The sequence below is a fragment of the Streptomyces sp. NPDC058257 genome, assembly GCF_042881845.1.
Lineage (GTDB): Bacteria > Actinomycetota > Actinomycetes > Streptomycetales > Streptomycetaceae > Streptomyces.
This window is the reverse complement of sequence record NZ_JBHVXJ010000006.1, coordinates 168536-180956: the sequence shown is the minus strand read 5'-3', so window position 1 is coordinate 180956 and position 12421 is coordinate 168536. Positions and strand designations below refer to the sequence as shown.

Sequence of the window (12421 nt, the reverse complement as noted above, 5' to 3'; positions counted from 1 at the left end):
GTCTTACCGCCGGGTAGCAGGGCGACATGGCCACCGACAGCGTCACCTCCCCGAGCGGCTACACGCAGCCCGCCATCGACGTCCAGGCTCTTGCCGATCTGCTCGACGGCGAGTACGCCGAAGTCCGCAGCCTGGTCCGCGCCAATCTGACGACGTACGCAGACGTCCTCGACGAAGCGGAACAGCTCGGCTTCGACGAGTTCCGCGAGCGCGTGCGTGAGCTCGTCGTCGAGATGGCGGCAACCGGTCAGACCGGCATGGGCTTCCCGAAGGAGTACGGCGGGGGCGGCGACATCGGCGCATCGATCGCCGCGTTCGAGACGCTCGCCTTCGGCGATCTGTCGGTACTGGTGAAGGTCGGCGTGCAGTTCGGACTCTTCGGTGGCGCCATCCTGCACCTGGGCACGGAACGCCACCACGAGGCCTACCTGCCGCGCCTGATCACCGGAGAGCTGATGGGCTGCTTCGCGATGACCGAGACCGGACACGGCTCCAACGTCCAGGCGCTGGGCACCGTGGCTCGGTACGACGCCGACAGCCAGGAGTTCGTCATCACCACCGGCACAGACGAGGCGCGCAAGGACTACATCGGCAACGCGGCCCGGCACGCCGAGCTTGCGGTCGTCTTCGCCCAGCTGGAGGTGGGCGAAGAGCACCAAGGGGTGCACGCGTTCGTGGTGCCGATCCGCGTCGGCGGTGAGGTCGCCCCCGGTGTCCGGATCGAGGACGACGGGCGCAAAATGGGCCTCAACGGCGTGGACAACGGCCGGATCTGGTTCGACGGCGTACGCGTGCCGCGCGAGGCGCTGCTCAACAAGTTCGCCGACGTCACTTCCGAGGGCGTCTACCAGAGCCCGATCGACAACCCCGACCGCCGCTTCTTCACCATGCTCGGCACCCTGGTGCAGGGGCGGGTCAGCGTCGGCGGAGGCGCCATCAACACCAGCAAGGTCGCGCTGGCCATCGCCACCAAGTACGCCGATCGCCGAAGGCAGTTCAAGGCCGCCTCGGACGCCGAGGAGCAGGTGCTCCTCGACTACGGCATGCACCAGCGCCGGCTGCTCCCGCTCATCGCGCGCACTTACGCGCTGCACTTCGCCCAGGACGTCGTACGCACGCAGCTGCACGAGGTCTTCTCGGGGACCACGGACGACGAGCGCGCACGGCGTGAGCTGGAGGCACGGGCCGCAGGCACCAAGGCGCTCGGCACCTGGCACGCCACGCGCACGATTCAGGAGTGCCGCGAGGCGTGCGGGGGCGCCGGCTATCTGGCCGTCAACCGGTTCGCCGCCCTGAAGGCCGACAGCGACGTCTTCGCGACGTTCGAGGGCGACAACCACGTGCTGCTCCAACTGGTGGCGAAGGGCCTGCTCACCCACTACGCAAGCGAGTTCGAGAGCATGGACCAGCTCGGCATGGTCCGGTACGTCACGAACCTCGCCGTCGAGACGGTCATCGAGAAGACCTCGGCCCACAAACTGCTGGAGCGGGTACGTGACTTGCTGCCCGGCGGCGATCAGTGGGATCAGGAAGCGGGCCTCCTCGATTCGGAGTATCAGCTCGCCATGCTCCGATTCCGCGAGGAACACATGCTCGCCGGTGTGGCACGCCGACTCAAGCGCGGGATGGATCAGAAGACCCATCCCGGCGTCGTCTTCTCACAGGTGCAGGACCATGTCATCGCGGTGGCCCACGCACATGTCGAGCGGCTGGTGCTCGAGGCGTTCGTCGACAAGACGCGCCGACTCCCCGATGGTGACAACAAGGTCGCACTGGGGCTCCTGTGCGACCTCTTCGCCCTTTCCACGATCGAGGCTGACCGCGCCTGGTTCATGGAGCACGGCCGGCTGACGGTGCAGCGCTCCAAGGCGATCCGCCGTGAGGTGAACGGCCTGTGCCGCAAGATCCGGCCGCTCGCCACCGACCTCGTCGACGCCTGGAACATCCCGCCGCGAATGCTGCGCTCCCCCGATCTTGTGGGGTGAGCATCCACGTCCGGCGTGTGAAGCTTGCTCCGACGAGCTTCGCCGCATGCCGGATGCGGTGAGCGGCAGACCTGCACAGTGGTGCGCCGGAGAACGCCCTTCAGATCTGGTTCAGGCCACAGGTTCAGGCCACCGTCGGTGTACAGGCTCGAACGGGGCGGACTCATCAGCCGCCTTGCGCCCGATGGACACTGATTGCGTAGCCGCCACCCTCGTAGGGGTGGGTGTCCCACGTCGCGAAGCGGTCGACGGAGGTGAGGCCCGCCGCGGCGCAGTAGGCGTCGTACTCCGGCAAGGTGATGGCGGGCGACACCGGCAGATGAGCTTCGTCCAGGCCGAAACCGGCGACCATGAGTCCGCCAGGACGCAGGACCGCGGCCAAGCGGCTGATCACCGCGGCCTCAGTTCCCGCAGCGAGGAGCGGGAAGATGTTGCCGGCAGCGACCACGAGGTCGAAGCCGGCGGCAACGTCGAGCGCGGCCGGGTCGAACGTGGCCAGGTCGGCCTGGATCCAGGGCAGTTCCGGCGCCTGCCTGCGCGCCACGGCCAACATGGAAGCATCCAGGTCGACCCCCACACAGTCGTACCCCAGCTCAGCCAACCGGATCATGACCCGGCCGGTGCCGCACCCGGCATCCAGCACCCGCGCACCGGCGGGCACCAGCGCGGCGCACAACTGTGCCTCACCGTGCATGTCCTTGCCACTGCCGGCCAGGGCCGCGAACCGGGCGGCGTAGTCCTCTCCCGACACTCCACCGGTCAGCTCTTCCCAACGACTCATGTCGGACAGGATAGGTGAGCAGCATGTGTCCATGGTCGTCACGCGGGTCTGCTGACGAGTGTGGTGAGCCTGTGGCGCCCTCGTCACGGGGGAAGTTCTGCGCAGGTGGGCCGTGTCGGCGGCAGTCGCAGGACTCACGGGCGCGTGCCCGAAGTGCCGATGGCCACGGCGCCGCGGAAGCTGTCTGCCGAGATGGTCGACATGGTGTCGAGCGACGGGTCGGGAACCGGCAGCAGGTGGGCGTCGACCCAGGTGTCCCCCGCTGCCGCGTTGGCCCACGGGTCCTCGATCACGATGGCGCCGGGTACGGCGCCGTGGCAGAGCACCCAGTGCGGTACGTCGAAGCCTTGCATCCCGGCGAGCGAGACCAGGAGCAGCACCTGTTCGCGTCGGCCGATCGCGCTCCGGATCGCCGTCATGGGGAGGTGGCATGAGTGGATCGGGACACCGGTCCGTACGGCGTCCGTACGCGATGTGCGCTGGAGCAGGGCGCGCCACTCCTGCTCGTTGTCCGGGTAGTGGTCGAGCAGGACGGGCCGGTCCGTATCGAGGTGGATGGTGACGGGGGACGACGGCCAGGCCCGGCGCACGGCGACGCCAAGGCCGACGGGCTCGCACGCGGGGAAGTTGGTCGCGTCGCGCCACAGTGTCAGCTCGGCCTGGCGGTCGAGTGCCTTGTCCGGCAGCGCCCCGGAAAGGGTCTGCGCGACCAGGGCGGTGACGGCACCGCACGTGAAGTGCGTGGTCTGCCCGTAGTACGGGGGCTCGGTCACCAGGCCGTCGCGCAGCCAGCGAACGTAACCGGCCGCAGGCCCTTCCGCGTGCCCTGCCGGTGTGAGCGGAGGGCGCAGCGGAGTGAATCCGGCGGCAGCGGCGGCTTCCGGGCTCGCCGTCCAGCCTTCCCACTTGACCTGTGCGAGCCCCCGGCCGCGAGCGTGGGCGACGACGGCCTGGACGGCTGCCGGTACGTCGCCGATGGCGTCGACGATCTTCAAGTAGGCTGTGTCGGGGCGTGCCGTCACGAGCGCGGCAGCGACCCAGTCCGCACCGCCGTCACCTGGCACGGCCACGATGTGCGGAGCGTGAGCGGAACGGTCGACCGTGTGCCAACGCTCGGGCACCTCGTGGCGCCCGAGCCGCCTCAGGTCGGTCGGCGGGGCACCGTTGGGCTCGAACGGGACAACGACGATCCTCACGGGCATTTCCTGCTGTTTCTGCTGTTTCTGCTGTTTCTGCTGAGGTGGCATACCGGCGCTCCTTGCGGCTCGGAGGGTGCGAGGGACGGGCTTTCACCGGCGGGCGGGCTCACGCGCGGGAGCGCCGGAGCACCCAGACGAAGTACGGACCGCCGACCAGGGCGATCATGAGGCCCGCCGGCACCTGGGCGGGTGCCACGACCGTGCGGCCGAGGGCGTCGGCGACACAGACCAGCAGCGCGCCGAGCAGCATCGCGACCGGGATCGCGCGGCCGTGCCGGGCGCCCACCAGTGACCGGGCGAGGTGGGGGGCGACGAGCCCCACGAAGCCGACGACACCGACGGCGATCACGCTGAGCGCCGCGAGCACCGCGGCGATCGTCAGTGCGGCGACGCGTACGCGTACCGGCCTCACCCCGACGATGCGCGGGGTGTCCTCGTCGACGGCGAGCAGGTCGAGCCTGCCGCGCATGGCGAGCAGCACGGGGAGCGCGAGCGCCAGGGCCACCGCGACCGGTACGACGTCGGGCAGCGTGCGCCCGTAGGTCGTGCCGGAGAGCCAGGTGAAGATCCGGGGCGTGTTGTACGGGTCGGCACGCAGCAGGAGGAAGGTGGTGATGGAACTGAGGCCGTACCCGCAGCCGATGCCGATCAGTACGAACCGGTCGGGCAGGAATCCGCCGCGCCAGGACAGCACGGCGATCAGCGCGAACGTGGCGAGCCCCGTGGCGACCGCGGCCACGATGAGCAGCGGTCGTCCGCCGGACAGGCCCGATGTGGCGACGGCCGCCGCGCCCAGGCCCGCGCCCGCCGTGATGCCGAGCACGCCCGGCTCCGCCAGCGGGTTGCGCACCGTGCCCTGTACGACGCATCCGGCAAGACCGAGTGCCGCACCGGCGAGGATCGCGGCGATCACGCGCGGGACCCGGTCGTCGAGCGCCTGGCCGACCAGGTCGGGGGCGGTGCCCTGAACCCAGAGCGCGATGTCGCCCGTCCGCAGCCAGAGGCTTCCCGCCAGGACCGCCACGAGCGCCGCCGCGACCAGGAGTGTCGCCGCGCCGAGCACGACGAGGAGGAACGCGCGGCGCGAGCGGGTGGCGATCCGCGCGTGCGGTGGTTGCCGGAGCCCGCCCGTGTCACGGAGGCGGAGCGCGAGGACCACGATGACGACGGCGCCGAGCAGTGCGGTCGGTACGCCGGTGGGAATGGAGGCGGCTGAGTCCGCACCCTGCACCGCGCGCAGCGACGCGTCCGCGAGCAGGATGAGCAGCGCGCCGAGCAGCCCGGCCGCGGGCACCAGGAGGAGGTGTTGGCGCAGCGCCCGGACCCGTCCCGCGATCAGGCGGGCCAGGACGGGGGCGCCGAGGCCGACGAAGGCGATCGGGCCCGCGAGTGTCACCGCCGTACTGGTCAGGATCACCGCGCAGATCACGGCGGTCACGCGGGTGGTCCGGATCGGCACGCCGAGGGTGGACGCGGCGTCGTCGCCGAGGTTCATCACGTCCAGCCGCCGGGACAGCGCCAGAGCCACGCACAGCACCACGGCCATGACGGGGAAGGCGCGTATCGACGCGTCGATGTTCAGTTGTGCGAGCGAGCCGCTCCCCCAGGCGAAGAGACCGGTCGTGTTCTGGTTGAACAGGATGAGGAGCATCGCGGTCGCCGCGTCCAGGGCCATCGCCATGGCCGATCCGGCGAGGATCAGGCGGGTGCCCGCTGTGCCCGCTGCCCGGCCCGCGAGGAGCAGCACCAGCGTCGCCGCGACCAGGCCGCCCGCGAAGGCGACGGCGCCCGACGCCCAGAGCGGGACGGCGAGGCCGAAGGCCGCGACGAGCGAGAGCGTGAAGTAGGCCCCGGCCGTGACCGCGAGGGTGTCGGGAGAGGCGAGCGCGTTGTTCGTGACGGACTGCAGCAGCGCGCCGGCGCAGCCGAGGGCGAAGCCCACCGCCACACCCGCGAGCAGGCGCGGCAGGCGCGAACCGGTGAGGATCTCACCGACCGGCGCCCCGCCGGTGTTGTCCCGTGCCCCGCCGAGGTAGCGCACCAGGTCGCCGACGCCGACGCCCGATGTTCCCTGCGTCAGGTGCCACATCCCCACCAGGGCGGTCACTGCGAGAAGGAGTGCCAGGACGGCCACCCCGGTGGGGGCGCCGCCGCGCTCGGCGCGCGGCAGCGCTTCCCCTCCGGATGCCGTCATCTGAGGTGTGCTCACTTCTTGTCGAGTACGTCGACGTACGCGTCGATCGCCTGCTCGCAGGAGCGCGGACCGCCGGCGCCCCACACCCGCGCGGGGAACGAGTGCGCGCGGCCTTCCTTCACGGCCGGGATGGTCTTCCAGATCGGGTTCTTCTTCAGCGCGGCGACGTACCCCCCTGCCCCTTCGTCGTTGGCGTAGAACAGGTTGGCCTTACCCACCGAGGTGAGTCCCTCGACGTCGGTCTGCGCCAGGCCGTAGGACTTGTCGACGCCCCCGTCTCCGTGGGCCTTGTTGATGTCCTTGGTCCACGCGGGGTTCATGCCGAGCTCCTTGCCTATCTCGGTGAACAGGGCGCCGTCGCTGTAGGGGCGGACGGTGAGGTTGCCTCCCTGCAGCCATCCGTCGAAGAACAGGAAGTCCTTCGTCGGCAGATCGGCGTCGGTGACCTGCTTCTTCGCCGTCGCGAGGTGGTCGTCGAACTCCTTGAGCACCTGGTCGGCGCGCTCGGTGCGACCCGTCGCCTCGCCGATCATGCTGAACACCTCCCGCATGTTCCCGATCGGGTCCTTCGGGTTCGCTCCCCGGGTGGCCATCACGGGGACGCCTCGCTTCTCCAGCTTCTTGAGGGTCTCGTCGTCGGCGTCGAACGCCTCCACCACGATGAGGTCGGGCTTCGCCGCGTAGAGGGTGTCGAGGTCGGGCTCCTCACGGGTGCCGATGTCGGTCACCTTGCCGGGCAGCTTCTCCGCGCTGACCCAGGTGCTGTATCCCTTCCCGTCGGAGACCGCGGTGGGGGTGACACACAGGGTCAGCGCGTCCTCCACCTGCTGCCATTCCAGGACCGCGATCCGTGCGGCGGGCTTGTCGAGCTTCACCTGTCGGCCGACGCCGTCCTTGAAGGACACCGGCTTCGTCGAGGTGGTCGTGGTGTCCTTGGCGCAGTCCTTCGACGCGGGCGAGGCGCCGGCGCTGCTGCCGGCGTCAGCCTTGTCGACGGTGGTCGTGCCGCAAGCCGTTGCGGCGAGGACGATGAGCCCTGTGGAGGCTGACGCCGCCAGGCGACGGGCACGGTTCATGAACGTTCCTCTTTCTTGTTCTTCGCAGCGCATCGTTCATACGACGCGTTGTTCGTACGGCTCACCGCTCTTGCGACTCGTCGCTCTTGCGACTCACCGCGGTGACGGCTGTGCCGCTTGAGGCGGGGTGCCGCTTGAGATGGGGTGCGCTTGAGGCGGGGTGCTGCTTCAGACGGGGTGCCGCCCGATGGGGTCGATACGGAGACGGCCCGTCCGCGGGTCGACGCCGACCTCGACACGGATGTCGTAGACCTCGCCGATGTTCTCCTCGGTGAGGACATCGGCGGGTGTGCCGGCCGCGTGCACGCGGCCGGCACGCATCAGGACCAGCGTGTCCGCGACGCGGGACGCCTGGTCGAGGTCGTGCAGGACGATCCCGACCGCGATGCCGTGCTCCTCGACGAGATCGCGCACCAGGTCGAGCGTCTCGATCTGGTAGCGCAGATCCAGGTGATTGGTCGGTTCGTCCAGGAGTACGACGCCGGTGTCCTGGGCCAGGCAGGCCGCGAGCCAGACGCGCTGTATCTCCCCGCCGGAGAGTTCCCCGACCGGCCGGCCTGCCATGTCCCGTACGCCGGTCACGCCCATGGCGTGCTCGATGGCGCTCCGGTCCTCAGCGGTCAGGCCGGCGAAGCCACGCCGGTACGGGTGGCGTCCGAACGCCACGACCTCCTTGACCGTCAGCCCTTGGGGCGCGGGCCTCGACTGGGAGAACAGCGTGATCTCGCGGGCGAACTGGCGGGCACTGAGCAGAGCCGCGTCGCGCTCGGGCCCTCCGTCGGCGGAGCCGAGCGTCACCCGCCCGCCGTCCACCCGGTGCAGCCGGGAGAGCGCGCGCAGCAGCGTGGATTTCCCGCTGCCGTTCGGCCCCACCAGGGCGGTCGCGCGGCCGGGTTCCAGAGTGAGCGAGACGCCGTGGACGACCGGTGTGCCGCCGTACCGCAGCATCAAGTCGTGCCCGTTGAGGGCACCCGCTGGTGTGGCGGGGTCTGCCACAGGGCGACCGGCGTGCCGGGAGGGGCTTGTGAGCATCAGCAGGTCCGGGTGATCGGAGGGGCGAGGGCTGCGGCACCCTCCGTCCGGCCTTGCCGGCCGGGCAGCGGACTCTCCACGCACGGAAAACACCGTTCGCGGTGAGCAACAACTAAGGGTTACCTAACTCCGAGGAGCTTATATATCGCTCGCCATGTCGACAATCAGGAGTTCTGGACACCCGATACGGGATTTCGGACACCCTCCGGGGCGTCGTCGGCGGCGTCGAAGAACGCGCCCGGGGTGGTTCCGGTGATCCGTCGGAAGGCGGCGATGAAGGTGCTGGGCTGCGCGTAGCCGAGGACCTCGGAGACGGTCGCCACCTCGAACCCCTCGGAGAGGAGCGTCAGCGCCCGGTGCACACGCAGCGCCTGCCGCCACTGCGCGAAGGACAGGCCGGTGGCGTGGCGGAACGCGCGAGTGATCGTGCGGTCGCTGATACCCAGCCATCGCGCCCACTCCTCCAGCGAGCGGGAGTCGGCGGGATCGTCGAGCAGGGCTTCGGCGATCGCGTCGACCCGCGAGTCGCCGGGCAGCTGCAACGCGAACTGGCGTTCCGACGGCTGGAGCACGTCGAACACGACCGACTCCGCCCGCGCTCTGGCCGCCGCGTCGAGATCCGTGTCGGAGAGATGAGTCAGAAGTGACTCCAGCAAGGGCGTCATCGCGATCGCTCGCGGCTCGTCGAACGCGAGCGCGGCCGGTGTGCGGTCGGGGGCGAAGAAGGCCTCGTGGAACTCCGCACCCGCCGTCGCCCGGCCTCCGTGCACCACTCCGGCGGGCATCCACAGCCCGTACCCCTCGGACACGGTGAAGACGCGGTCCGCCACCCGGGACGTCAGTGTTCCGCCGCGGACCCAGACGAGTTCGTGCCGGGGATGCGAGTGCGGCGCCCACTCCGTGGGGACACGGGGTATCTGCAGCCCGGCGAAAATGGCGAAAGGTGCTATCGCCTGCTCCGGGAACGGCTCGACCCGGCGCACCACAGCGCCCGCCTCTTGCCGCCACATCCCGGGGCTCGCGTCATCACGGGACGATCGGACCATACGGACGAGTCTAGCCGGGGCCCTCGGCGGCACCGCGAGCCCCCTGACCTGCGACGAACCGGCACCACCCGGACCGCGACGGACACCACCGCCCGGACACGCTCGACTGGGCTACGGCTCCTGCGGCCGTGAGCGCGTCCGCCACCGCTCCCTCCCCGGTCCTGGCAGAAGCGGTGGCGGACGCGCCACAGAGACTGATCCGCTGTCAGCCGAACGGGATCGTCAGTGTCGAATCGGCCGTCCCGGTCCTGAGCTTCGCCGGGGCGTCGCCGATCGCCGACCACACCTCCAGGCGTACCGTCCCGCCCTTCAGGTTCCCGAGCGCGCCCGTCGCCGATTTGAGACCACTGCCCTCGCTGTAGGCCTCCCAGCCGGTCACCGGATCAGTCGCGAAGTACCGGTAGGTCTCGGTCCGTTCGAAGGTGCCGTCGCCCGTGAGGTCGTAGCTGATCCTGGCCTGATGGCCCAGACCGACCGCGGTCCCCGCGTCCAGCTGGAGGCGGAAGGCCGTGGACTTGCCCGCCGTGAGCGTGCCGTTCACCTTCGTCGCCTCGTAGACCAGTGGCTGGTACGGCGTGCCGTCGTGGTTCGCGCCTCCCGCCGACGCGAGGGCGTCGCTGCCGCCTGCGGCGCCGGTCGCCGTGGTGAGTGTGCCTCCCGTACGGAGCTGGAAGACGTTCCCCGTGGGCGGGTCGGGGTCCGGGTCGCCGCCACCCGTTCCGGTGCCCGTCGCCGTGGAGCGGGCCGGGACCGTGAGGGTCGCGCCGTCGGAGAAGGTGACCGTGCGGGGCGAGGCGCCGAAGTTGTGCGCCGCGTAGGTGCGCACCGTCCCCTTGGTGAAGACCGCCGATGTCGGGATGTCGCCCGTGATCGTCGCGTCGGGAGCGCCGAGCGCGTCCAGGGTGGCGATCCAGTGGTAGGTGTGCGCCTTGGACTCACCCTGCTCGGGCGTGTAACCGGCGTTGCCCGCGTCCCACTTGGTCTTGGCCGCGGCGGGGTCGGCGAGCGATTCGAATTCCCAGAGGATGTCGCGCCACTCGACGGCCGAGCCGCCGTTCTCCCGCACCATTTCCGCGAGGTTGCGCCGGATCGCGGACTTGTGTCCGGCCAGGTGGAGTGAGCCGCCGGTGATCGGGAGGGCGTTGATGCCGTGGATCTCCTCGGGGTTCGCCGTCCACCACGTCGAGTACGCCGCTCCGCTCCCCCACACCATCCCGGCCGTGTCATGGCCGAAGCCGGAGGGGAACACCTGCTCGTCGGCGTCGAACCAGTACTGGGCGATCGCCTCCGACTCGGTGGTCAGCAAGTAGGCACCCAGGTCGCGGAGTTCGGCGTTGTCAGTGGCCGATCCCCAGAGCACCAGGGCCGCGCTGAGGTTCGTCGACTCGGACGACGACTCCTGGTTGTTCCCCGCGGCGAAACCCTGGTGCCCGGAGGCCCAGCTGTGGCCCGCGTACACATCGAAGCCGCGGAGGAAGGGGAAGGCCGTGTCGCCGCGGGCTGGGTTGGCCGCGTCCTTGATGAGGGTCTTCACCATGCCGCCCCACGCCGAGTCGGCGGCCCAGGCCTGGTCGTACTGGGCAACGATCGCCGCCGCGTAGACGTAGTAGCTGTAGTGGAAGTGGTGGTCGTTGAGTTCCGTGTCGCTGCCGTACGACGCCGGGTAGCCGGTCAGGGTCTTCCAGTCCTTGTCGTACGAGAACTCACTCGCACCGCCGGCGGTGAACCACTCCTGGAGCCGGCCCTTGAGCAGGCCGAGGAGTTTGTCGCGGGTGGCGGTCTCACCGATCTGGTCGGCGACCGGGACGAGTTGGGCGAGTCTGCCGAGCGCCTTGCCCGTCCAGTAGGTGTCGGTGGCGCCCGAGAACGGGTCGGCCGCGTTCGCCACATCGTCGAGGTACGCCTTCAGGCGCGCCCGGTCGACGCCCGAGGACTTCGGGACGGCGGGCAGGACCGACGACGACTTCTGGGTGGTGGTGAAGGACGTGCCCTCGCGGACCTTCATCGTGCCGCGCGGCGACACATAGGTGTAGGAGGTCAGCGGATCGGTCGTGTGCAGCCACTGGTGGCGGTAGAGCGCCTGGAGCGTTCCGGTCTCGCTGCCTTCCTGCGCCTGTGTGGTGAGGGTGTAACCCGCCTTCACCGAGCCCGCCGTCGAGGACCAGGTCGCCTTGGATCCGGTGACGAAGCTGTAGGCGTACTTCTTGTACGTGGCGAGCGCGTCGGTCGACGGGAGGACGGCGAGGGAGAAGTAGTCCTTGGCGCCCAGACCGGCGGTGACCGTAGAGCCCGAGACGGTCCAGTCGCTGCCGCTCGGGGCGAAGAGGGCGTAGTGGTGGCCCGCGACCGTGATCCCGAGGACGTTTCCCTGGTCCGCGAAGACAGTCGGCGCGGCGGCGGTGGTGATCTGTGCGTTGCCGCCCGAACCCTTGGCGTACACGAAGGGCAGGCCGTGGCCGATGGTGGTGCGCAGGGTGCGGGTGCCGTCCGACCAGTAGGGGGTGACGGTCCAGTCGGACCAGGCGTCGGCCTTGGTGTCCGGGGAGTTGAGGCCGCTCAGGCCGAGGGTGAGGTCGCGCTTGTGCGCGTACTCGTACTGGCGGCCCTCGCCGACGACAGCGGGGGTGGTGGGGTAGCCGACCTCCAGGCCACCGGCGGTGGCCTGGTAGGTGAGCGGGTGTCCGTACATCGGGGTGGAGTACGGATTGTCGCCGTACCGCTGGAAGGCCAGGGAGGACCACCAGTCGTTGGTGGGGACCGGCTTGTCCTTGGCGGCCGGGGTGACCTTGGGGGTCACCGGGGTGCCGGTGTTGGTGGTGGGTCCGGAGGTTCCCGCGGGGCGGGTGTCGGAGTAACTGCCGGAGCCTACCGGGATGTTGGCTGCCGCCGCGGGAGTGGCGGCGGGGCCGAGACCGATGGCGGCCAGCGCTGCGACCAGCACCAGGGCGGCGGCCGGTCTGTGACGAGGGACGAGTCGTAAGCGGGGGTCTGGCATGGACGGCACCTCGAAGTCATGACAGTGAGGGCGTCTTGAGAGCGCTCTCAGATGTCGAGGAACGTAAAGCCAGTGCAAACAAGCGTCAATAGCTGGTGCAGACGTGAGTTGAG

Annotated in this window: 8 protein-coding genes; 1 reads left to right on the top strand and 7 read right to left on the bottom strand. The window is 70.1% G+C overall.

Annotation, left to right across the window (positions count from 1 at the left end):
- Window positions 1-26: 26 nt before the first annotated feature.
- The gene (locus ACFVXC_RS17485) at window positions 27-1985 is read left to right on the top strand and encodes an acyl-CoA dehydrogenase (RefSeq protein ID WP_389906217.1); all 1959 of its coding nucleotides are present in this window, start codon (window positions 27-29) and stop codon (window positions 1983-1985) included.
- Between the two features lie 166 nt (window positions 1986-2151).
- Here ACFVXC_RS17485 and ACFVXC_RS17480 read toward each other — a convergent pair whose 3' ends face one another.
- From ACFVXC_RS17480 to ACFVXC_RS17450, 7 genes are all read right to left on the bottom strand, one after another.
- Window positions 2152-2766 (bottom strand): class I SAM-dependent methyltransferase, encoded by a 615-nt coding sequence (locus tag ACFVXC_RS17480; RefSeq protein WP_389906215.1) that lies wholly within the window; start codon window positions 2764-2766, stop codon window positions 2152-2154.
- A 134-nt stretch (window positions 2767-2900) separates the two neighbouring features.
- Complete coding sequence (locus ACFVXC_RS17475) at window positions 2901-4013, bottom strand: peptidase C39 family protein (protein ID WP_389906213.1); 1113 nt, start codon at window positions 4011-4013, stop codon at window positions 2901-2903.
- A 58-nt stretch (window positions 4014-4071) separates the two neighbouring features.
- Entirely contained in the window at window positions 4072-6159 is a 2088-nt protein-coding gene (locus tag ACFVXC_RS17470; protein WP_389906212.1) for an iron ABC transporter permease, read from the bottom strand.
- A gap of 11 nt (window positions 6160-6170) precedes the next feature.
- Window positions 6171-7235 (bottom strand): ABC transporter substrate-binding protein, encoded by a 1065-nt coding sequence (locus ACFVXC_RS17465; protein ID WP_389906210.1) that lies wholly within the window; start codon window positions 7233-7235, stop codon window positions 6171-6173.
- 168 nt (window positions 7236-7403) lie between these two features.
- A complete protein-coding gene (locus ACFVXC_RS17460) occupies window positions 7404-8267 on the bottom strand; it encodes an ABC transporter ATP-binding protein (protein WP_389906208.1) in 864 nt (287 codons plus the stop codon).
- A 164-nt stretch (window positions 8268-8431) separates the two neighbouring features.
- Window positions 8432-9277, bottom strand: a complete 846-nt coding sequence (locus ACFVXC_RS17455; RefSeq protein ID WP_389906472.1) for a helix-turn-helix domain-containing protein — start codon at window positions 9275-9277, stop codon at window positions 8432-8434.
- 241 nt (window positions 9278-9518) lie between these two features.
- Window positions 9519-12308: a glycosyl hydrolase gene (locus ACFVXC_RS17450; RefSeq protein ID WP_389906207.1), complete on the bottom strand. Its 2790-nt coding sequence runs from the start codon at window positions 12306-12308 to the stop codon at window positions 9519-9521.
- Between the last annotated feature and the right edge of the window lie 113 nt (window positions 12309-12421).

Excerpts from the sequence above, each read along its gene's own strand:
- ACFVXC_RS17485 (WP_389906217.1), top strand. The coding sequence starts at position 27 with ATGGCCACCGACAGCGTCACCTCCCCGAGCGGCTACACGCAGCCCGCC.
- ACFVXC_RS17480 (WP_389906215.1), bottom strand. The coding sequence starts at position 2,766 with ATGAGTCGTTGGGAAGAGCTGACCGGTGGAGTGTCGGGAGAGGACTAC.
- ACFVXC_RS17475 (WP_389906213.1), bottom strand. The coding sequence starts at position 4,013 with ATGCCACCTCAGCAGAAACAGCAGAAACAGCAGAAACAGCAGGAAATG.
- ACFVXC_RS17470 (WP_389906212.1), bottom strand. The coding sequence starts at position 6,159 with ATGACGGCATCCGGAGGGGAAGCGCTGCCGCGCGCCGAGCGCGGCGGC.
- ACFVXC_RS17465 (WP_389906210.1), bottom strand. The coding sequence starts at position 7,235 with ATGAACCGTGCCCGTCGCCTGGCGGCGTCAGCCTCCACAGGGCTCATC.
- ACFVXC_RS17460 (WP_389906208.1), bottom strand. The coding sequence starts at position 8,267 with ATGCTCACAAGCCCCTCCCGGCACGCCGGTCGCCCTGTGGCAGACCCC.
- ACFVXC_RS17455 (WP_389906472.1), bottom strand. The coding sequence starts at position 9,277 with ATGTGGCGGCAAGAGGCGGGCGCTGTGGTGCGCCGGGTCGAGCCGTTC.
- ACFVXC_RS17450 (WP_389906207.1), bottom strand. The coding sequence starts at position 12,308 with ATGCCAGACCCCCGCTTACGACTCGTCCCTCGTCACAGACCGGCCGCC.